General features: G+C 70.5%; 23 protein-coding genes and 1 pseudogene. 13 read left to right on the top strand and 11 right to left on the bottom strand.

Annotation, left to right across the window (positions count from 1 at the left end):
• The first annotated feature begins 107 nt into the window (after nt 1–107).
• The 3 genes from AC0KTA_RS17775 to AC0KTA_RS17785 all read left to right on the top strand — a co-directional run bounded on the left by AC0KTA_RS17775 (nt 108) and on the right by AC0KTA_RS17785 (nt 1429).
• Nucleotides 108–590 (top strand): MarR family winged helix-turn-helix transcriptional regulator, encoded by a 483-nt coding sequence (locus tag AC0KTA_RS17775; RefSeq protein WP_481056092.1) that lies wholly within the window; start codon nt 108–110, stop codon nt 588–590.
• Between the two features lie 75 nt (nt 591–665).
• Nucleotides 666–1031 (top strand): PH domain-containing protein, encoded by a 366-nt coding sequence (locus AC0KTA_RS17780; RefSeq protein ID WP_481056093.1) that lies wholly within the window; start codon nt 666–668, stop codon nt 1029–1031.
• Nucleotides 1032–1096: 65 nt separating this feature from the next.
• Entirely contained in the window at nt 1097–1429 is a 333-nt protein-coding gene (locus AC0KTA_RS17785; protein WP_481056094.1) for a putative quinol monooxygenase, read from the top strand.
• Between the two features lie 81 nt (nt 1430–1510).
• Here AC0KTA_RS17785 and AC0KTA_RS17790 read toward each other — a convergent pair whose 3' ends face one another.
• Nucleotides 1511–1885, bottom strand: a complete 375-nt coding sequence (locus tag AC0KTA_RS17790; protein WP_481056095.1) for a nuclear transport factor 2 family protein — start codon at nt 1883–1885, stop codon at nt 1511–1513.
• A gap of 301 nt (nt 1886–2186) precedes the next feature.
• On the opposite strand from AC0KTA_RS17790, the gene AC0KTA_RS17795 reads away from it, so the two are divergent.
• On the top strand, nt 2187–3161 hold the full coding sequence (locus AC0KTA_RS17795) for an SGNH/GDSL hydrolase family protein (RefSeq protein ID WP_481056096.1): 975 nt from the start codon (nt 2187–2189) through the stop codon (nt 3159–3161).
• Nucleotides 3162–3177: 16 nt separating this feature from the next.
• On the opposite strand, the gene AC0KTA_RS17800 is transcribed toward AC0KTA_RS17795, so the two are convergent.
• The gene (locus tag AC0KTA_RS17800; protein WP_481056097.1) at nt 3178–4215 is read right to left on the bottom strand and encodes a CU044_5270 family protein; all 1038 of its coding nucleotides are present in this window, start codon (nt 4213–4215) and stop codon (nt 3178–3180) included.
• Nucleotides 4208–4750: an RNA polymerase sigma factor gene (locus tag AC0KTA_RS17805; protein WP_481056098.1), complete on the bottom strand. Its 543-nt coding sequence runs from the start codon at nt 4748–4750 to the stop codon at nt 4208–4210. The genes AC0KTA_RS17800 and AC0KTA_RS17805 overlap by 8 nt, the downstream gene beginning before the upstream one ends.
• A 106-nt stretch (nt 4751–4856) precedes the next feature.
• On the opposite strand from AC0KTA_RS17805, the gene ctaD reads away from it, so the two are divergent.
• The gene (gene ctaD / locus AC0KTA_RS17810) at nt 4857–6494 is read left to right on the top strand and encodes an aa3-type cytochrome oxidase subunit I (protein ID WP_481056099.1); all 1638 of its coding nucleotides are present in this window, start codon (nt 4857–4859) and stop codon (nt 6492–6494) included.
• A gap of 5 nt (nt 6495–6499) precedes the next feature.
• A complete protein-coding gene (locus AC0KTA_RS17815) occupies nt 6500–6841 on the top strand; it encodes a hypothetical protein (RefSeq protein ID WP_481056461.1) in 342 nt (113 codons plus the stop codon).
• A 10-nt stretch (nt 6842–6851) separates the two neighbouring features.
• Here the strand turns inward: AC0KTA_RS17815 and AC0KTA_RS17820 are convergent, their stop codons facing one another.
• On the bottom strand, nt 6852–7796 hold the full coding sequence (locus AC0KTA_RS17820; RefSeq protein WP_481056100.1) for an esterase/lipase family protein: 945 nt from the start codon (nt 7794–7796) through the stop codon (nt 6852–6854).
• A gap of 225 nt (nt 7797–8021) precedes the next feature.
• Between AC0KTA_RS17820 and AC0KTA_RS17825 the strand changes: the two genes are divergently transcribed.
• Entirely contained in the window at nt 8022–8756 is a 735-nt protein-coding gene (locus AC0KTA_RS17825; protein ID WP_481056101.1) for a TetR/AcrR family transcriptional regulator, read from the top strand.
• On the opposite strand, the gene AC0KTA_RS17830 is transcribed toward AC0KTA_RS17825, so the two are convergent.
• Together AC0KTA_RS17830 and AC0KTA_RS17835 are read right to left on the bottom strand one after the other, a co-directional pair.
• On the bottom strand, nt 8753–9628 hold the full coding sequence (locus AC0KTA_RS17830) for an LLM class flavin-dependent oxidoreductase (RefSeq protein WP_481056102.1): 876 nt from the start codon (nt 9626–9628) through the stop codon (nt 8753–8755). The two genes, AC0KTA_RS17825 and AC0KTA_RS17830, sit on opposite strands and share 4 nt — an antisense overlap.
• A gap of 131 nt (nt 9629–9759) precedes the next feature.
• Nucleotides 9760–11265: an L-type lectin family protein gene (locus tag AC0KTA_RS17835; RefSeq protein WP_481056103.1), complete on the bottom strand. Its 1506-nt coding sequence runs from the start codon at nt 11263–11265 to the stop codon at nt 9760–9762.
• Nucleotides 11266–11515: 250 nt separating this feature from the next.
• Between AC0KTA_RS17835 and AC0KTA_RS17840 the strand changes: the two genes are divergently transcribed.
• The 3 genes from AC0KTA_RS17840 (at nt 11516) to AC0KTA_RS17850 (ending at nt 14230) form a co-directional block, all read left to right on the top strand.
• Nucleotides 11516–11914 (top strand): nuclear transport factor 2 family protein, encoded by a 399-nt coding sequence (locus AC0KTA_RS17840; protein ID WP_481056104.1) that lies wholly within the window; start codon nt 11516–11518, stop codon nt 11912–11914.
• Between the two features lie 159 nt (nt 11915–12073).
• The gene (locus AC0KTA_RS17845) at nt 12074–13165 is read left to right on the top strand and encodes a hypothetical protein (protein ID WP_481056105.1); all 1092 of its coding nucleotides are present in this window, start codon (nt 12074–12076) and stop codon (nt 13163–13165) included.
• A 237-nt stretch (nt 13166–13402) separates the two neighbouring features.
• Nucleotides 13403–14230, top strand: a complete 828-nt coding sequence (locus tag AC0KTA_RS17850) for a hypothetical protein (protein WP_481056106.1) — start codon at nt 13403–13405, stop codon at nt 14228–14230.
• 55 nt (nt 14231–14285) lie between these two features.
• Here AC0KTA_RS17850 and AC0KTA_RS17855 read toward each other — a convergent pair whose 3' ends face one another.
• On the bottom strand, nt 14286–15179 hold the full coding sequence (locus AC0KTA_RS17855) for an NADP-dependent oxidoreductase (RefSeq protein ID WP_481056107.1): 894 nt from the start codon (nt 15177–15179) through the stop codon (nt 14286–14288).
• 76 nt (nt 15180–15255) lie between these two features.
• On the opposite strand from AC0KTA_RS17855, the gene AC0KTA_RS17860 reads away from it, so the two are divergent.
• A complete protein-coding gene (locus AC0KTA_RS17860) occupies nt 15256–15831 on the top strand; it encodes a TetR/AcrR family transcriptional regulator (protein WP_481056462.1) in 576 nt (191 codons plus the stop codon).
• Between the two features lie 32 nt (nt 15832–15863).
• Here the strand turns inward: AC0KTA_RS17860 and AC0KTA_RS17865 are convergent.
• Together AC0KTA_RS17865 and AC0KTA_RS17870 are read right to left on the bottom strand one after the other, a co-directional pair.
• Nucleotides 15864–15989, bottom strand: a pseudogene (locus AC0KTA_RS17865) (NADP-dependent oxidoreductase); the annotation flags it as partial.
• A gap of 51 nt (nt 15990–16040) precedes the next feature.
• Nucleotides 16041–16427: a RidA family protein gene (locus tag AC0KTA_RS17870; RefSeq protein ID WP_481056108.1), complete on the bottom strand. Its 387-nt coding sequence runs from the start codon at nt 16425–16427 to the stop codon at nt 16041–16043.
• 72 nt (nt 16428–16499) lie between these two features.
• On the opposite strand from AC0KTA_RS17870, the gene AC0KTA_RS17875 reads away from it, so the two are divergent.
• Nucleotides 16500–17429, top strand: a complete 930-nt coding sequence (locus AC0KTA_RS17875; RefSeq protein WP_481056109.1) for a LysR family transcriptional regulator — start codon at nt 16500–16502, stop codon at nt 17427–17429.
• 80 nt (nt 17430–17509) lie between these two features.
• A complete protein-coding gene (locus tag AC0KTA_RS17880) occupies nt 17510–17968 on the top strand; it encodes a GNAT family N-acetyltransferase (RefSeq protein WP_481056110.1) in 459 nt (152 codons plus the stop codon).
• Here the strand turns inward: AC0KTA_RS17880 and AC0KTA_RS17885 are convergent.
• Entirely contained in the window at nt 17965–18168 is a 204-nt protein-coding gene (locus tag AC0KTA_RS17885; protein ID WP_481056111.1) for a DUF397 domain-containing protein, read from the bottom strand. The two genes, AC0KTA_RS17880 and AC0KTA_RS17885, sit on opposite strands and share 4 nt — an antisense overlap.
• Nucleotides 18128–18979, bottom strand: coding sequence for a helix-turn-helix domain-containing protein (locus AC0KTA_RS17890; RefSeq protein ID WP_481056112.1), 852 nt, complete (start codon nt 18977–18979; stop codon nt 18128–18130). Before AC0KTA_RS17890 ends, AC0KTA_RS17885 begins: the two co-directional genes overlap by 41 nt.

Below are 18979 nucleotides of genomic sequence, written 5' to 3' on the forward strand. Positions count from 1 at the left end.
CGGCCCGGCGTGCTGCGGGTCGCCCGATGCCCAGGACCGTAGCAGATAGTTTTGTTGCAGACTATCTCTCTCGGGCGCACACCCGCCTTCTCGGTTACGCTGGCGACATGACCGCCATGGCACCCGCCCGCACGGAACCGGACCTGTCCTTCCTGCTCGACCACACGAGCCACGTCCTGCGTACGCAGATGGCGGCGGCCCTCGCCGAGATCGGCCTGACGGCGCGCATGCACTGTGTGCTCGTGCACGCGCTCCAGGAGGAGCGCACGCAGGCGCAGCTCGCGGAGATCGGGGACATGGACAAGACGACGATGGTCGTGACGGTCGACGCCCTGGAGCAGGCCGGGCTCGCCGAGCGGCGGCCCTCCGGCCAGGACCGGCGGGCCCGGATCATCGCGGTCACCGCCGAAGGCGCGAAGGTCGCGGCGCGCAGCCAGAAGATCGTCGACCGGGTGCACGAGGAGGCCCTCGGCTCCCTGTCGGCGACCGACCGCACGGCGCTGCTGCGGGCCCTCAACCGGCTGGTGGAGGGGCACCTGGCAACTCCGTCGGAGAGCCCCCGGCCGGCCCGGCGGGCGCGACAGCGGTGAGGCGGCCCACGTCGGTCCGCCCCCGGGGTCACGTACCGTGAGAGGTCCTTGGACTTCACACGAGGGGGGCCTGACATGGCGCTGTTCGGAAACGCCCACACCGTCAACCCGGCGTCGGCGCAGCAGGAGTACGCGCGGCTGATGGGCCACGGCGAGCAGGTGTACGCGGCGTACCGGCTGATACGCGACACCATCCTGCTCACCGACCGGCGCATGATCTTCGTCGACAAGCAGGGCATGACCGGCAAGAAGGTCGAGTACCACTCGGTGCCCTACCGCAGCATCACCCACTTCTCGGTCGAGACCGCCGGTCACTTCGACCTGGACGCGGAGCTGAAGATATGGATCTCCAGCAACCCGGTGCCGATCGAGAAGACCTTCACCAAGGGCGTGGACATCTACGAGGTGCAGGCGATCCTCACCCAGTTCGTGGCCAGGTAGTACATACCGGGACGAGGGGGTACGTTCATAGGTGCACTGCACAGCGACCAGGGAACGAACCCCTCATGATCTTCATCACCGTAAAGTTCACCGTCCGCCCCGAGCGCAGCGACGAGTGGCTCGACCTCGTCGACGACTTCACGCGCGCCACCCGCGAGGAGCCGGGCAACCTGTTCTTCGAGTGGTCCCGCAGCGTCGACAACCCGCACCAGTTCGTCCTCGTCGAGGCGTTCCGCGACGGCGAGGCGGGCGCGGCGCACGTGGAGTCCGCGCACTTCAAGGCCGCGATGGACACCATGTCGTACGCCATCGCCAGCACCCCGCAGATCGTCAGCACGGACATCCCGGGCATGGACGGGTGGGGCGTGATGGGCGAGGTGTCACCGCGCGAGGCGTGAGTGCCGCCGCCTGACGGTTGTACGTGAAGGGGCCCCGGACCGTCTCGGTCCGGGGCCCCTCCGCGTGCGGGCCGCAGCGGTTTACGCCGCGGGCAGCCGGTCCAGGAATCCGTGCACCGTACGGATCCGGCCGTCCTCCGCGAGTTCGATCACGTCGAAGCCCGCGACGGGTGCCGTGCCGTCGGCGTCGGACACCAGCTCCCAGGTGAAGCGGGCGATGCCGTGATGGCCGTCGACCTCGCCGGTGTGCCGGAAGGAGAAGCCGGGGAACTGCTCCCTGGCCCCGGCGATGACCGCGGCGATGCCCTCGTGGCCGCTGACGTCGGCCAGCGGGTCGGTGTACGTGCCGTCCTCGGTCCACGCGGCGGCGACGGCCTTGGTCAGGTCGGCGGCGTCGGCGTTCCAGGCCTCGAAGTAGCGGGCGACGGCGGTCTCGTGGACGTCCTGAGCGGGCATGGTGTGCGCCTCCTGCGTGGTCGTGAACATCGGGGGTGCTGCCCGGAGACCGGGCGGAGTGCGCCGCCCGGGCCCCGGTGACTCCAAGACTGCCGGGCGGGGGACGAGGGGTCGATTACGCGTGAGGTAATGCGTGGCTGAGGTGGGTGGGGTGCGTTGCCCGGCGCCGCGGGGTCCGCCTGTGCCCGCCCGTTCCGCCCTCTGGGCGGACCAGCCGCCCACAGGCGGGGGGGGTACCGCCCCGGCCTCGACTGTGCTTGCCTACGGGAGCCAATTCCGTGGGGTGGGACAGGGGTTGAGGATGCGCAGAACGTGGGGCGTCGGGCTGTTGCTGGGCGTCGTGCTGCTCGGCGGCTGCGGTGACCCCGGGTCGGAGGAGGACCACGCGGCACCACCACCCCCCACCCCCGGCGACCTCGCGGACACCCCCTCCCAGACCACCCGCCAACGCGCGGGCGCCGAAGACCGCCCCGCCGAGCGGGACGACGGCACCCCCGACCGCGGCGACGCCCCCGCACGGAAACGCCCCCGCCCCACCGTCCTCTACCTCGGCGACTCCCTAGCCATGGAGAACCAGAACGTCCTCGGCACCCTCCTGCGCGAGCAGCTCGGCGCCCGCTACACCAGCGCCCCCTACTCCGGCACCACCCTCTGCGACTACCTGGAGGGCACCGGCGAGGACTCCCTCGTACCGGACAAGGACAAGGCGGCGACCCTGGTGCGCGAGCTGCGCCCCGACTATGTGGTGCTCCAGTTCTGGGGCAACGCGTGGGGCTACACGCCCTGCATGAAGGGCGTCACGTACGACAAGGCGCGGGACACGTACTTCTCGCGGTACACGGCCGACGCCCGCCGGCTGACGCGGCAGATCACGGACGCCGCGCGGGACGCGGGCGCGAAGCGGCCGAAGGTGGTGTGGGTGGCGCAGGGCCCGGACGCGATCACGCCCGACCGGGTCCGCCGCGTCAACGAGATCTACCGTCAACAGGCCGCCGCGACCGGCGACGTGGTGTCCGACGCGGGCAAGTCGGTCAGCCCGTCCTCCGGCCGCTACACCTGGGTGGAGAAGCTGCCCTGCACGGCGTACGAGCGCGCGCACCCCGCGTACTGCACAGAACCGGAGAACGGCCGCACCGCCCTGCACCGTCCGAAGGACTTCCTGCACTTCTGTCTGGCCCCGACCACCGCCAAGTCCCGCCCGTGCCCGGTGCGTTCGCCGGGCATCCGGCGCATCGGCCAGGCGGTGACGGACACGGTCCGCGCCCACGCCGACTAGCGACGCCAGGCGGCTCCTAGCGACGCCAGGCGTTGTACTGCATCACGTCCCCCGCCTCCACGGCGAAGTGCGGCTGGTCCTTGGTGAAGGTCTGTTCCAGGCCGAGCGCCTCGCCGTTCGACGGGTCGAGGATGAGCATGTACCGCAGGTGCTCGTCGGGGGTGTCGAGGACGTACGCCTGCCCGGGGCGTCCGAGACGGTCGGTGACGGCGCCCGCGGGGCGCAGGCCGCCGGTGTCCGCGAGGAGTTCGACGAGGGCGGCGCTCTCGCGGGCGCCGAGCGTCCAGGTCTCCAGGAGCGACGGCAGGGAGTCGAGGATCTCCTGGGCCGTGACGGGGGCGGCACGGCGGGGGAAGCCGCCGTCGTGGACTTCGGTGAGGTAGGCGCGCAGGGCGGCGGGGGTGTGCGGCGGGCGGGCCTGGGGCGGGGCGTCGGACCAGCTCGGCGGGTAGATGCGTTCGCTCAGGAGCTTGCCGTCGGACTTGACGCGTTCGGTGCGGCTGCCATCGGGCTGCCAGCGGACCTCGCGTTCCTCGGGGAGGGTGACGGGCCGGTCGGCGTCGGGCCCTGATTCCATGGCGAGGCTCCATGTCTGCAGGTGGGCGCCCTTGCGCAGCCGTGGTTCGCCGTCGCGGGCGGCGGCCTCGGCGTGCTCGACGACCCGGTCGAGCGGCACGGCGGCCGAACCGGCGCGCGGGCGCAGGGCGCTCGGCGCGGCGGTGGCGGACGCGGCGCCGAGGTCGGGCAGGGTCAGGGCGAGCACGGCGGCTAGGGCGACGGCGGCGGTCTCCGCCCACAGCACGACGCGGCGCCGGGCGCGGCGGGCGCGGGTGCGGTGCAGGAGCTGGTTCAGGCCGCGCTCGGCGACGGCGTTCAGGGGACGGTCGCGCCAGGGGCCCTCGATGGCGGACACCGGGTTGGCGGCGCGCAGCAGATCGAGATCGCGCGGGTCGGGATCGCGCGCGTCGAGATCGCGCGGGTCGGGGTCGCGCAGGTCAGGATGGCGCAGGTCGGCGGCCCCGTCGCCCGGCCGGTCGTCCAGGTGCTCAGTCACGGTGGTCTCCCGCTTGTCCCGCTCGTACGTGCATCTGCATCCGGTCGATCTCCGCGCGGAGTCTGCGGCGGGCGCGGTGCAGCCGCATCGCCGCCGCGCTCCGGCTGCACTCCAGGGCCACGGCGAGATCGTCGATGCCGAGCTCCTCCCAGGTCGTCAGGCGCAGCGCCTCCTGGTCGGCGGGCGAGAGCCGGGCCAGGGCCTCGTGCACCCAGGAGCCGGGGCGCTCGGCGTCAGGGCTGTCCACGGTCTGGCGGCCGTTCGCGGTCTCGTGGTGGCCGAGCCGGTGCAGCAGGCGCCGCCGGCGGCCGAGGCCGCGGACCGTGTTGGCGAGGCAGTTGCGGGCCACTGCGTACAGCCAGGGCAGCGGCGACTCGGGGAGTTCGGCGCGGCGCCGCCAGGCTATGGAGAAGACGTCCGCCACGACCTCCTCGACCTCGTGCACCTCCCCCGCGCCGAGCCGGCGCGCGACGAACCGGCTCACCGCCCAGTAGTGCTCGCGGTAGGCGGCCGCGAAGGAATCGTCCGTGCTCATGGACCGTAGGTGTCCGGCATGCCCCCGATCTTCACACTCGGGGGCTGTGATTTTCGTGGCGGGGGTGGGCGGTGATGCCCTGGTGGGTCCCGGACACGTACGGGGCATGAGGGCAACCGTGAAGTGGCTGACGACCACCGACCACAAGACAATTGGAACGCTCTATCTGGTGACGGCGTTCGGGTTCTTCTGTATCGGCGGCGTCATGGCGCTGTTCATGCGCGCCGAACTGGCCCGCCCGGGGCTCCAGATCATGTCGAACGAGCAGTTCAACCAGGCGTTCACGATGCACGGCACGATCATGCTGCTGATGTTCGCGACGCCGCTGTTCGCCGGGTTCGCGAACTGGATCATGCCGCTCCAGATCGGTGCCCCCGATGTCGCTTTTCCGCGCCTGAACATGTTCGCCTACTGGCTGTACCTGTTCGGCTCGCTGATCGCGGTGGGCGGCTTCCTCACTCCGCAGGGGGCGGCGGACTTCGGCTGGACCGCGTACGTCCCGCTGTCGGGCGCCGTGCACTCACCGGGCATCGGCAGCGACATGTGGATCATGGGGCTCGCGTTCTCGGGCTTCGGCACGATCCTCGGGTCGGTCAACTTCATCACGACCATCATCTGCATGCGCGCGCCCGGCATGACGATGTTCCGGATGCCGATCTTCACTTGGAACGTGCTGCTCACGGCCGTCCTCGCGCTGCTCGCGTTCCCGGTGCTCGCCGCCGCCCTTTTCGCCCTGGAGGCGGACCGCAAATTCGGTGCCCACATCTTCGACGCCGCCAATGGCGGGGCGTTGCTGTGGCAGCACCTCTTCTGGTTCTTCGGCCATCCCGAGGTCTACATCATCGCGCTGCCGTTCTTCGGCATCATTTCCGAGGTCATTCCGGTGTTCTCGCGGAAGCCGATGTTCGGGTACATGGGCCTGATCGGCGCGACCATCGCGATCGCGGGCCTGTCGGTGACGGTGTGGGCGCACCACATGTACGTGACGGGCGGCGTGCTGCTGCCCTTCTTCTCCTTCATGACGTTCCTGATCGCCGTGCCGACGGGCGTGAAGTTCTTCAACTGGATCGGCACGATGTGGAAGGGCTCGCTCTCCTTCGAGACGCCCATGCTGTGGTCGGTCGGCTTCCTCATCACGTTCGTCTTCGGCGGCCTGACGGGGGTCATCCTGGCGTCACCGGTGATGGACTTCCCGGTGTCCGACTCGTACTTCGTGGTCGCGCATTTCCATTACGTCATCTTCGGCACCGTGGTGTTCGCGATGTTCGCCGGATTCCACTTCTGGTGGCCGAAGTTCACCGGCAAAATGCTGGACGAGCGCCTGGGGAAGATCACGTTCTGGACGCTCTTCGTCGGCTTCCACGGCACGTTCCTCGTCCAGCACTGGCTCGGTACGGCGGGCATGCAGCGCCGTGTCCCGGACTATCTGGCGGTGGAGGGGTTCACGGGCCTCAACACCCTGTCGACGATCTTCTCGTTCCTGCTCGGCATGTCGCTGCTCCCGTTCTTCTACAACATCTGGAGGACCGCGAAGTACGGCAAGCCGGTGGAGGCCGACGACCCCTGGGGCTACGGCCGCTCCCTGGAATGGGCCACGTCGTGCCCGCCGCCCCGGCACAACTTCACCTCCCTGCCCCGCATCCGCAGCGAGTCCCCCGCGTTCGACCTGCACCACCCGGACATCGTGGCGGCGGAGGGCGCGTTGGCGACACCCGCGGCCCGGGAAGAGGTGACCACGCGGTGACCGCCATGGACGAACGGCCCCTGGACGCCCACGTGCTGATCAGCGAGATCGAGGGCCACCTCCTCGCCGAGTCCGCCCGCGCCGAGAGCCGCGCCGCCGCCGAGGCCTTCGCCCAGCGCCTCGACTGGCTGACGCCCGCCGAGCGCGCGGAGGTGGAACGGCTGTACGCCGAGGACCACCTGACGCTGACCCGCCAGGCCTGGCGGCACATCGCGGGCCGCTGCCTGGACCTGCGCGACGAGTACGAGGCCCGGTACCGGGCCCTGCGCCAACGGGTGCTCGCCGGCGGGTTGTTGGGGGTGGTCGCCATGGTGGCGAGCACGACGGTCGTGCTCGCCACCCGCTGACAGGGTGGTGTCAGAACGGCGGGCCGTAGTCCTTGCAGTCGGGCTTGAAGTCCGGCTTGTCCGGGCCCAGCGCGTTGACGACCGTCTGGGTCGTCGGGCCGTCCGCGAACAGGCCGACGTGGCCCACGGGGTTGGCCGGGCACTGGTCCTGGAGCACGATGTTGCGGACCTTGTCGCCCTTCAGGAAGCCGTTGCTGTACGGGCTCGCGATCAGGTCGTACTTGGTCGCGATGACCGTGTAGCGGACGCCGGGCACGGTGTCGCCGTCCGCCCACAGCGCCTTCTGGAAGTCCGAGCCCTCCTCCTGGTCCTTGAGCCCTTGCAGGTTCAGGTGGTCGAAGGCGTCGTTGACGAGGCCGAGCAGGCCGAGCGCCCTGCCCAGGTTCACCAGGCCGCTGAGGGTGGTGCCGTGGTTGGTGGGCGCGAGCGCGACGAGCCGGTCGACCTTCTGTGCGCCGCCGAGCCGCTTCAGGTAGTAGTTCGGCATCATGCCGCCCTGCGAGTGCCCGAGGACGTTGACCTTCTTCGCGCCCGTGGCCGCGAGCACCTTGTCCACGAACGCGCTCATCGCCTCGGCGGACTTGGTGATTCCGGTGAGCCCGCCGACCCGCCCGCCGAGGTTGAACGGGCTGCCCATGCCGTAGTTGAAGGCGTAGACGCAGTGCCCCTCGTTGGCGAGCGTCGGGCCCATCTTGACCCAGTTCGCCCCCAGGTTCACGCCGGTGCCGTGCGCGAGGACGACCGGGTTGGGGTGCTCGGCGGTCGGTTTGCAGTTCCAGTCGTTCACGCCGGACACGGCGTTCGGGCTGAATAAGAAGTTGCTCACGCCCTCGGCGACGCCGCCGACGGGGTAGCGCGGACGCTGCTCCTCGTCGGCCTGCGCGGGGGCGGCGGTGGCGGTGAGCGCGGTGGCCGCCAGGGCGAGAGGCACGAGTGCGGCGGAGAATCTGTTCACGGTTCCGGTCCCTTCGGTTGCCGTGCACGGACTCGGCGTACGACTGACGAACGCCTGCTTGTCGCAGGCATGACAGGTCGCAGCCGAGCAATCTGAAACGACACCGCTTCAGAATGGTTACTTGAAAGTAGGGCCGCCGCGGGGCGTGCGCAAGAGTCGTGCGCGCGACAATTGCCGCCCAGAATGGGGGAGTTGACGTAGGGCCAGGCGAGGGGAGCGGAATCGGTGGCGTCCGACAATGCGCGGAGCGAGCGGGGCACGCGGGGCGAATCGGACGCGAAGGGCACGCGGGGCTCCCGGAAGCGGGCCGCGCGGGGATACGGGGGCAAGTCCGCCGAGCAGCGCAGGACCGACCGCCGGCGGCGGCTCCTGGAGGCGGGCGTCGAGCTCTTCGGCGCCGGCCCCGGCGCGTACCGCTCCGCGTCCGTGGCCGCCCTGTGCGCCCTCGCCGGTCTGTCCACCCGGCAGTTCTACGAGGAGTTCCGCAACCTGGAGGAGGTGCTCGCCGCGCTGCACCGCCACGTCCAGAAGGCCGCGCAGGCCGCCGTCGTCGAGGCCCTGGCGAACGCGCCGTCCGACGGCGCCGTGGGCGTACGCGCGGAGACCGCGTTCCGCGCGTACGCGCGCGTCCTGACGGCCCATCCCCACCTCGTACGCATCGCGTTCGTGGAGGTCACGGGCACCAGCCCCGAGCTGGAGAAGCAGCGCCTGGAGGCCCGCAAGGGCTGGGTCGACCTCCTCGTCGCCGCCCTGGACGAGGCCGCCGCGCGCGGCGAGATAGGCGCGCGCGACTACCGCATCGCCGCGCTCGGCTTCGTCGGGGCGGTCAACACGCTCCTGTACGACTGGACCGCCGGGTATGTCGACGCGAGCCTCGACACGATTGTGGACGAGCTGATGCTGATGTTCATGGGGCTGCTGCAGCCGCCTGCTCCTGGCGGGGCGCCTGGGCCGGACTAGAGCTGTGGCGGCCCCTGCTCGATCCTGCGCAACACAGGGGCGAGTTGGTCGAGGCCGGGCCCCGTCTGGAGCTGGCGCTCGTCCCACCAGGTGGCGCCCGCGTCGCGGAGGGGTGCGAGCAGTTCGCCCGCGTGGGCGGCGTCGCCCGGGGTGGCGCCGCCGAGGACGAAGTCGTACGCCCCTTCCTGACCGCCCTCACGCTCCCGGTACTCCTGAACGTACGAGACCAACTCGCGGAACTCCTCCAGCGGCGGGATCTCCCCGTGCTTGGCCGACTCGAAGAGCGGGGCGGCGCCGTCCCAGCGGGCCGCGCGGCGCATCGGCGGCCGGTTCGGCCAGAAGCCCGCGATCCACACGGGCGGGCGGGGCCGCTGCGCGGTGGCGGGCAGCAGTTGGACGTCGTCGACGCGGAAGTGCTTGCCCTCGTGCGTCACGGGCTCACCCGACCAGTAGCGGTCCAGGAGGCCGAGGCCCTCGTCGAGGAGTTCGGCGAGGACCCGGGGGGCGGTGGGCTCACCGAAGCTTGCGTACTCGTCGTCGACGGGGCCGCCGAGCCCGGCCGCGAAGGTCACGCGCCCGCCGCTCAGGACATCCAAGGTGGCGACTTGGCGGGCCAGTTGATGGGGCCGCCGCCGCGCCACCGGCGTGACGAGCGTCCCCAGCCGGATCCGCTCCGTCGCGAGCGCGGCCGCCGTGAGCAGCATCCACGGGTCCCCGAAGGGCTTGCCGCGCTGGACGGCCTTGTCGTGGACGACGTGGTCCCAGACGAACAGGCCGTCCCAGCCCGCCCGTTCGGCGGCGACGGCGACGCGCGCGACGGTCCGCGCGTCCGCGAAGTCACCGAAGTTCGGAATGTTGATCGAGAAGCGCATTCCTGCATGGTGGCCCGCGCGCGCCGGTCCCGGCAATCGGATTGACCGGCGCGCCGGACTCCCTCTCAGGGCGGCGTCACCTCCCTCTCAGGGCAGGGTCACTTCCATCTCAGGGCAGGATCACCTCCGCCTCAGGGCAGCGTCACCTCCGTGGCGCGGAGGTTGCGCAGCCTGCCGTCACCGGCCTCGTGCTGGGACGCGTACAGAAGCTGCACGCGGAAGGTGAGAGGCGTACCGGGATCGATGCTGTGCCCCTCGTCGGGCGAGGTGAGGACCACGGTGCCGTCGGTGCCGTCCTTGGTGACCGTGAACCAGTAGCTCTGCGTGGGGTTGACGCGGGTTCCCTCCGGCACCTCGAAGGAGACCTCCCACTTCACCACCCGCTGCTCGTTGGCGGCCAGGGTGAGGTCGTAGCTGATGACCCAGCCGCGGGGGTCGTCCTGGGCCCACTGCCCGGCGATCACGTAGCCGACGCTGACGCGCGGCAGCTCGACGTCGGTGTTGACCGAACCGGAGTACTGCTCGGCGGTGTTGGCGCGGCTCGGCGACTTGATCAGGGCGGCGCAGGTGAGCCGGCCCTCGAAGTCCGGGGCGACGGTGCCGGTCAGGCCGATCAGCGCCTTGCCGCCCTTGGGCAGGTCGATGGGCAGCCGCATGCCCTCGCGGACCGAACCGCTGCCGCAGACGGCCCCGTTCTCGCCCTGGCAGGACAACTCCGGGTCGGTCAGCTGCGCCGGGACGGTGGCCTCCACCACAGCGTCGGGGGCGTCGTTGGGACCCAGGTTCTCCACGCTGACGCTGTACGTGATCCGGTCGCCCGACTTCGCGGTCCGCGGGCCGCTCATGTCCAGCGGCATGTTGACCGGCAGGGCCACCGTGAGGTTCCTGATCCGGTGGCTGGCGGTGGCGGCGCCCGTGCCCGCCGCGAAACCCAGCTTGAACGTCGCGGGCAGTCCGGTCTGCCCGGCCGCTCCGGCGAGGTCGAAGCCGTCGATCAGCAGGGTGCCGTTCGGGTTGGACCGGTCGGCGTGCCGCACGGTCAGGCGGCCCTCGACGACCGACACCTGGACATGGGCACCGGCCTCCCAGCCCGCCCGGAACCCACCGGGCACCTGGGCGCCGGTGAGCCAGCGGAAGCCTTCCGCCAGGTTGCCGGAGCCGCGCACCCCCGCGGTGTTGGGGAGTTGGCCGGGGCCGCCGGTTCCGGCGAGCGGCGTGGCGTAGTTGCCGTGGCTGTCGAAGCCGACGCCCACGTATCCGGCCGTGACGCCCGGGGCGACGGGCGGGCTCGACGGGCCCGCCTTCGTCACCGAGTAGCCGAGGCCCGCGCCGTGGCCGCCGGGGCCCGTCGTCTGCGCCCCGTCGATCAGGTAGACGCTGAAGCCGTCGCCGAGGTCCGAGCCGCCCTCGCAGGCGTAGTCGAAGTCGATGGTGACGCCGAGCGAGGAGGAGAACGGCTGGTCGAGGAAGGCCGTCCCCGCCTTGGAGTTGTCGTTGGGGGTGAGTTCCAGGCTGCCGCCGTGCAGCCGCGCACTGCCCTGGAGCTTCCAGTGCGGGTTGGTCACCGTGTCCTGGGCGAACGATTCCACGATCGGGAACTGCACTTGCTGGGAGGTGCTGGACGCACGCGTCGTCATGCTGACGCCTCCTTGGCCTGACTTGCCTGGGATGAATGGTCACGCCGTGCAGTTGCGCGAGGCCCCCGTGAGTTCCATGAGGCTATGCGCGGATCAGCATGGTTGCTCCGCCCAAATCCGGCCTGCCGGTGGATGGCTGGTTCGCCCCGTGAACACCGCACTTGCTCCACTTACGCCACTTACGCCCCCGGGCCGACGCCCGCCCGGTCCGGGGCTCCGACGCGGCGTTCCCTCTGCCAGGGTGATGCCCATGGAGACCAACACGGACATCGCACTCCGCTACCACGAGGCCGTGGGCGCCGGAGTCACCGGCGCCGAGCTGGCCGCGTTCTTCACGTCGGACGTGGTCCAGCGCGAGCTGCCCAACCTGCTCTTCCCGCAGGGCGCCACCCGCGAACTCCCCGACATCCTCGCCGCCGCCCTCGCCGGCCAGGGCAAGCTGCGCCGCCAGACGTACGACGTACGCAACGCCGTCGCCGCGGGCGACAAGGTGGCCCTGGAGATGGAGTGGACCGGCGAACTCGCCGTCCCCCTGGGCCCGCTGCCCGCCGGGCACGTCCTGCGCGCCCACATCGCGGCGTTCCTCGACTTCCGCGACGGCAGGATCTGCGGCCAGCGGAACTACGACTGCTATGAGCCGCTCACCTGAGTCTTCCTGCTCGTCTTGAGTCCTTCTTCCCTGGGTCCTTCCCCCCTTCTTGGTCCTTCCCCTCTTCTTGGCCCTTCTTCCCTTTTCCCATGCCGATCTCCTTTCCGTGGATAGCATTCGGCCTGCACCGTCTGGAAATGCGCCATGGGGGTGGGGCGAATGATGAAGGTGATTCTCGACGGAATATCGGGGCGGGCGAACGCGTGCCGGTGGAGGCCGTTGTCGGCCGTCGCGGCGATCGCGCTTTCCGGTGTCCTGGTGACTGCCGGGTGCGGGTCGGGGGAACCCGAGGGCGGCGGCTCCGGTGGCTCCTCGAGCAGCGCCGGCGGGTCCGGCGGGGGCGGCTCGGACGGCTCGGGTGACGGCGGCGCCTCTTCGGGTGGTTCTGCGAACGGCGGCTCCACGGGCGGCGGTTCTGCGGACGGTGGCTCGTCCAGCGGCGGAACGTCCGGCTCCAACAGCTCGGGCACCGAGGGCGACACCTGGGACGGCGACAAGACCGGGGGCCCCACCTGGAAGCCCGGCCAGACCAACGGCGGGCGTACGAACGGCGGATCCGGCGGGGACGACGACGGGTCCTCCGACCCGCCCCCCGACGAGGAGTTCTCCTGGACCCCGCCCGGCCCCGACTCCCCGGAGTGGGACGGGATCAACACCGACCACGTCTACGACCTGGTGCAGGCCAGGAATTGTTCCGAGGCAAAGCGCTGGTACGACAACGCCGGGCCCACCAACTGGCAGGCGAATCCGGCCGGGTGGAAAGTCCTGGAAGGAATGATCGCCGCGTGCTTCGCCGTCGGCGGGCAGGAAGGCGAGTGGCGGAAGGCGATCACCGCGTACGCCGCCGTCAGGAACCAGCCGTCGGGCGACTGCAAATACCTCGCGGCCCGCCGCACGCTGAAGCAGCTCGCCGAATTCCGGTCCGCGCACCCGAACGGAAAGGTGCGGATTCGCCCTGCGGCGAGCGGAACTCAGGCCTGCGCGTCACGCATCACCGAGGTGTCCACCAGGCAGGCGGTGCGTGGCGCCACGGTGTGGGTGAGGGGCACGTGGCCCAGCGAGGTGACGGTGTACGTCGGCGGTCATGAGGCCCGCAAGGTCGGCAACGACGACTCCGTCGACCCCGTCTGCTGCCACAAGGCCATGGTGACCTTCGAGATTCCTCCGAACGTGCCCACGGGGACCGCGCGGATCGTCCTGAGGGCCGGGACCGTCCAGCTGGACGCGGGCACACTCGAGGTCACGGCCTGACGACGTCACGACCTTACGACCATGGCCGCACCGGACGACCGCCCCCGGCTCAGATCCCTGCGGGCCCGCCTCCGGGCCCGCACGGGCGCGCCCGCCCCTGCCCCAACTCCCGTGCCAGACCCGGCCCTTGCCCCAAGTCCAGCTCCCGGTCCGGCTCCTGCGCCTGGTCCTACTCCGGCCCCTGCCCCTGCCCCCGCACCCACACCCACCCCAGAAAGCCCACCCCCACCCAGCTGGATGGAACTCCTGGGCACCATCGGCTCCCTGGTCTCCCTCCTCGCCGCGGTCCTCTTCTACTTCGGCTGGGCCAGCACCGACGCCGAGACCCGCGCCCTCGGCCTGCGCGACAGCATCTTCCGGCTGTCCACCAGTGAGTACCTGCTGCGCAGCGTCGAGGCCCTCTTCCTGCCCGCCGTGCTGCTCGTCGGCGCCCTGCTCGCCGCCATCGTGCTCCAACGCTGGGTCACGCGGTCGCCCGGCCGGGCCGAGACCGTCGTACGGCGCATGCGCTGGGGATGGCTGCTCCCCGTCGCCCTCGCGCTCTGCTACCCCCTGCACCCGGCCCTGTTCGAGCTGCTGCTCCCCCTCGCCGCCATCCCCGGACTCCTGGCCACGGCGTACGCCCTCACCCGGCCCGAACCGGGCCCCGCCCGCCCCGCCGACCGGAGGCAGCGGCTCCAGATCTGGGCGCTCGCGCTCCTCCTATGCGTGCTCTCCCTCTTCTGGGCCGTCTCCTCGTACGCGGGCATCGTCGGCCGCGGCCGCGCGGAGGCGGCGGCCCGGGCGGTGAACACGTCCGCGTTCCCCAGCGTCGTGGTCTTCAGCAAGAAGGACCTCATGATCCACGGGGGCGGGGCCTGCAAGCAGCACGTGAGAGGCAAGGACAGCGCGTACAGGTTCCGGTATTCGGGGCTCAGGCTGTTCTACGTGTCCGGAGACCGCGTGTACCTGGTGGCATGGCGCTGGCGCCCTTCGGAGGGGACGCTGTGGGCGCTGCGGGAGACCGAGGACGTACGGGTGGAGTACGTGAGCGGGGCCCGGGGGCGGGTCCCGGAATGCGGCTAGCCGACTGACCGGCCGTCCAGGCCGACGCCGCCGGGTGCGCCGCGCAGGCAGCGGCTCAGACGACCACGACCCGGCGCCCGCGCGTGTGACCGGCCTGGCTGTCGATGTGCGCCGCCGCTGCCTCGGCAAGCGTGTACGACTTCTCGACCGGGATGTGGAGCTTCCCCCGCGAGATGAGGTCGGCGGCCTCGGCGAGCGCGTCCGGCACGCTCCCGGCCACGCCGGAGAACCGGACACCGAGCTCCGGCGCGCCGAGGTCGGCGATGGAGATCACCTTCTGCGGGTCCCCGGTCAGCTCGACGAGTTCCCGGATCACGCCCGACCCGGCCAGATCGAGGGCCGCGTCGACCCGGCCGAGCTGCCGCACCCGCTCGACCCAGCCCTCGCCGTACGTCGTGGCGAGCGCACCGAGGCTCCGCAGATAGTCCTGGTTTGCGGCCCCGGCCGTGCCGATCACCGTGATGCCGCGCTCGCGGGCGATCTGCAGCACCGCCGATCCGACTCCCCCGGACGCGCCGCTGACCAGCAGCGTCTGCCCGCCCCGCACCCCCACCTCGCGGATGACGCGCAGCGCGGTCTCCACCACGGAGGGGTACCCGGCCGCCTCCTCGAACGTCAGCCCCTCGGGCATCCGGGCCCAGGCCGACAGCACCGCGAACTCGGCGTAGGTGTCGGCCCCTTCGCCGAACACGTGGTCGCCGGCCTCGACCCCTTCGACGCCCTTGCCGACCTCGTCCACCACCCCGGCGGCGTCAAGGCCGACTCCCGCGGGCAACTCGATCGGGTGGGCCCCCAGGACCTGGCCTTCCCGGACCCTCCAGTCGACGGGATTCACGCCCGCTGCCCGCACCGCGATGCGTATCTGGCCGGGGCCCGCGTGGGGCTCCTCGGCGTCTTCGAGTCGCAGAACATCCGGACCGCCGAACTCGGCGAAGCTCACTCTCTTCATGCCGCCGAACGTAACACTAACGGTTAGCTTTCAACACCGGTTCTGGCTTTGTATCTGATAGCGTCATGGCATGACCGTGCCGACGCCGACTGGACGCCGTGAGCGCAAGAAGGCCGCGACCCGCCAGAAGATCGCCGACACCGCCCTGCGGCTGTTCCTGGAACGCGGGTACGAGGCCGTGGGCATCCGTGACGTGGCCGCCGAGGCCGACGTGGCCGTGACCACGGTCTTCTCCCACTTCGCCTCGAAAGAGGCCCTGGTGTTCGAGCAGGACGAGGACTTCGAGCAGCGCCTCACGCAGGCGGTCACCGGCCGCGCGCCGCACGAGCCGCTCATCCCCGCGCTGCGCCGCGAGATCCACGCCCTGGTGCGGCATTGCACGGCGGACGGCGCCGCCCCGATCTGGCGCATGCTCGAGGCATCGCCCGCTCTGCGGAAGTACGAGGAGTCGATGCGGCTGCGCCACGCGGAGACGCTGGCAGCGGCCATCGCCGCGGAGCCCGGCCTGTCGCAGACCGCGACGGTCCGCCGCACGATCGCGAGGTTCGTGATCGACGCGTATTCGCTGGCTCGCGAGGAGCCCGATCCGGAGGCCGCGGTGGACGAGATCTTCGGGATGATCGAGGCGGCGTGGGAGCGGGCGGCTTCTTAAGCGGCCTCTCAGGCGGCCTCTGGACCAGCCAGCAGGTCCCGTACAGCACCACGTGTGAAGTCGCTGGTGCGGTAGTCGACGACCTCGTCGGCACCGAGGCTCCGCACGAAGTCGTGCTTGGCCGCGCTCGCCAGGGCGATCACGTGAGCGCAGCGAGCGGCAGAGCGGCGGCGGGAGGCCCGGACCCGGACGAGGACTTGTCCGAGCATCTACGTCACCCGCCGGGCGTACACCTCGATCTCGATCTTCATGCGGGGGTCGGCGAGGCCGCACATGAGCATGGTGGCGGCCGGCCGCACCTCCCCGCAGGCGCGACGCAGCACCGGCCAGCAGGGCTCGAAGTCGGCCCGGTCGGGCAGCAGATAGCGCACCCGCACCACGTCGGCGAAGGCGCACTCCGCTTCGGTCAGGGCGGCCTCGATGTTGCGCAGGCACTGCTCGGCCTGCTCCACCACGTCGTCGGAGATCGTCATGGTGGTGTAGTCGAATCCGGTCGTCCCGGACACATGAACCCAGTCGCCGTCGACCACAGCACGGGCATAGCCGATCTGTTCCTCGAACGTCGAGCCGCTGAGGATGGAACGTCGCTCTGTCATGCGCCGAACGCTAAGTGACCAGCACTGATACGTCTAATATGGCCTCAGGCGCAAGGTGATATCTCTAAGCGTATGGAGCGCCCCGAACTTCCCCTTCCGCAGCTGCACGCCTTCGTCGTTCTCGCCGAGGAACTCCACTTCGGCCGCGCCGCCACCCGCTTGGGCATCGCCCAGCCGCCGCTGAGCCAGCAGATCCGCCGGCTGGAGGACAAGGTCGGCTACGCGCTGTTCAGCCGCGAGCCCGGGCGCATCGGCCTCACCCCGGCGGGCCGGGAACTCCTCCCCGCCGCCCGGCATGCCCTCACCGACCTCGCGGAGGGCCTGACCGCAGCCCGAGAAGTCGGCAGCGGCAGGGCCGGCCGCCTGCGGATCGGCTTCGCCGCCTCCCTCGCTCTCACCGTCCTCCCCGGCCTGCTGCGAACCTTCCGGGAACGGTTTCCCGCCGTGAACCTGGACATCCAGGAAATGACCACCACGCCGCAACTGGCCGCTCTACGCGAAAGGACGATCGACATCGGCCTGTTGCGCGAGCCGCCTGCCCATGGCGCGGAACTCGGATTCGAGACCGTGCTGGCCGAACCGTTCGTGGCCGTCCTGCCCTCCTCGCACCCCCTCGCGACACAACGAGCCGTCCGGGTCGAGCAGTTGGCGGACTGCCCCTTCGTGCTCCTGCCTCGTGCCGTCGGCCCGCCGCTGTACGACCAGATCGCCAATCTCTGCATCGCGGCAGGCTTCACCCCCCAGGTGACTCAGCACGCCGTGGAATGGCAGACCGTCTGCGCCCTGGTGGAAACCGGCCTGGGCGTGTCACTGGCCCCGGAGAGCATCCGCCGCATCCGCCTCAAAGGCGTTGCCTTCCGCAGGATCGAGCCCAACGCCGCGCGCACACGAGTCGCCGTCGCTTGGCGCAAGAACGACTCGAACCCCCTGGTTCCACGCCTCTTGGCAGCCCTCAATCAAGATCCGCCGGACAGGCCCCAGCCGGCTGACCGGCCCTCCTGACGAGTTCCTCGCTACATGTAGCCAGTGTTCAGGAAGTGGCCCTGGCGTCGAACGCGACGACGTAGGCAGGATCGTGAGTCATGAGTGCAGTTGTGATCACCATTGGTTCGTTGCGCCAGGAGGATCGCGCCGCCTGGGAAGCGCTGGCGCGCGGTTACAAGGCGTTCTACCGCACCACGGTGCCGGACGAGGGCTACGAGCAGACTTGGCAGCGGCTACGGGGCGGCACCGAGTTCCACGGCATCGGCGCCTGGTCGCAAGGGAAGCTGGTCGGCATCGCACACTATTTGTTCCACCCGACGTTCTGGATGGAAGACAGCTGCTACCTCCAGGACCTCTTCGTCGACGAGGCGGCACGCGGCCTGGGCGTCGCACGGATGCTGATCGAGAAGGTGGCCGATGCGTCGCGGGAGCAGGGGGCATCGCGCTTCTACTGGACCACTCAGGAGGACAACACCGCCGCCCGCGCACTGTACGACAAGGTGGCGAGCTTCAAGGGGTTCATACGCTACGACTACCCCATGGCTTGCGGTCGTTAGAGGGTCCCGCCCGCGGCGGCGGTCACTAGGGCCGTGAAGGCCGCTGCGGTGAGGGTGACGTGGGGCCCGTCGGGCCTTTTGCTGTCGCGGATGGCTATGTGGGGGTCGAGGTCGGCGACTTCGACGCAGTCGCCGCCGGTGTCGGAGCTGTACGACGACTTACGCCACTCCGTGCTCGTCAGGTTCCGGCTTGTCCCCATAACGCTCCTCCATCACGCGGGCGATCAGCGCCGTGGACTCCTCGACGGAGAGTGCGGCCGCCTGCAAGTGATCGTAACGGAGCGAACCCTCCCTGAGAGCTTGAGGATTGGCCGTCATGTGTCCTTGGACGAAGTCCTCGGTATAGACAATGTCGGGATCGTCGTCGAAGCGTAGGAGATTGAACGAGCCTGGCAGACCCGCATGCGCACCCGCCGTGAACGGCAGGATCTGCACCCGTACCCACTCCCGCTGCTCGTTCACGTGCAACAGATGGGCCAGTTGGTCACGCATGACGTCCCGGCCGCCGATCTCCTGATGCAGCACAGCCTCGCTGAGCACCACCCACATCAACGGTGGGTACTTCCGCTCCAGCACGCGCTGTCGGTCCATGCGCGCCGCCACACGCGCATCAAGGTTGTCGTCCGTGCGGACACCCAGCACCGCCCGTGCGTACCCCTCCGTCTGGAGGAGGCCGTACACCAACTGGGCCTGGAACGTAGAGATGTACGTCGCCTTCGCCTCCATCTCCGCGTACGCCTGGAACCAGCTCGGCAACTGGCTCCGCAGAACCAACCCCACCAACCGCGAGAACGTCCCGTCCGTGCCGAGCGCAGCGTCAAGGCGCTCCGAGAAGTCCCGCGTCGGCACCTTCTTGGCCGTCTCGACCTGGCCGACCAACGACCCCGTACAGAAGATGCACCCGCCAAGTTCGCCTTGGTTGAGGCCCGCCGCCTCCCGCAGGCGGCGCAACTCCGCTCCGTAGTAGTCCAATGGGCTTGCGCTCGGGTCGAGTTCGTTGATGCGGACCAC

This window comes from Streptomyces sp. Y309, from assembly GCF_056712025.1.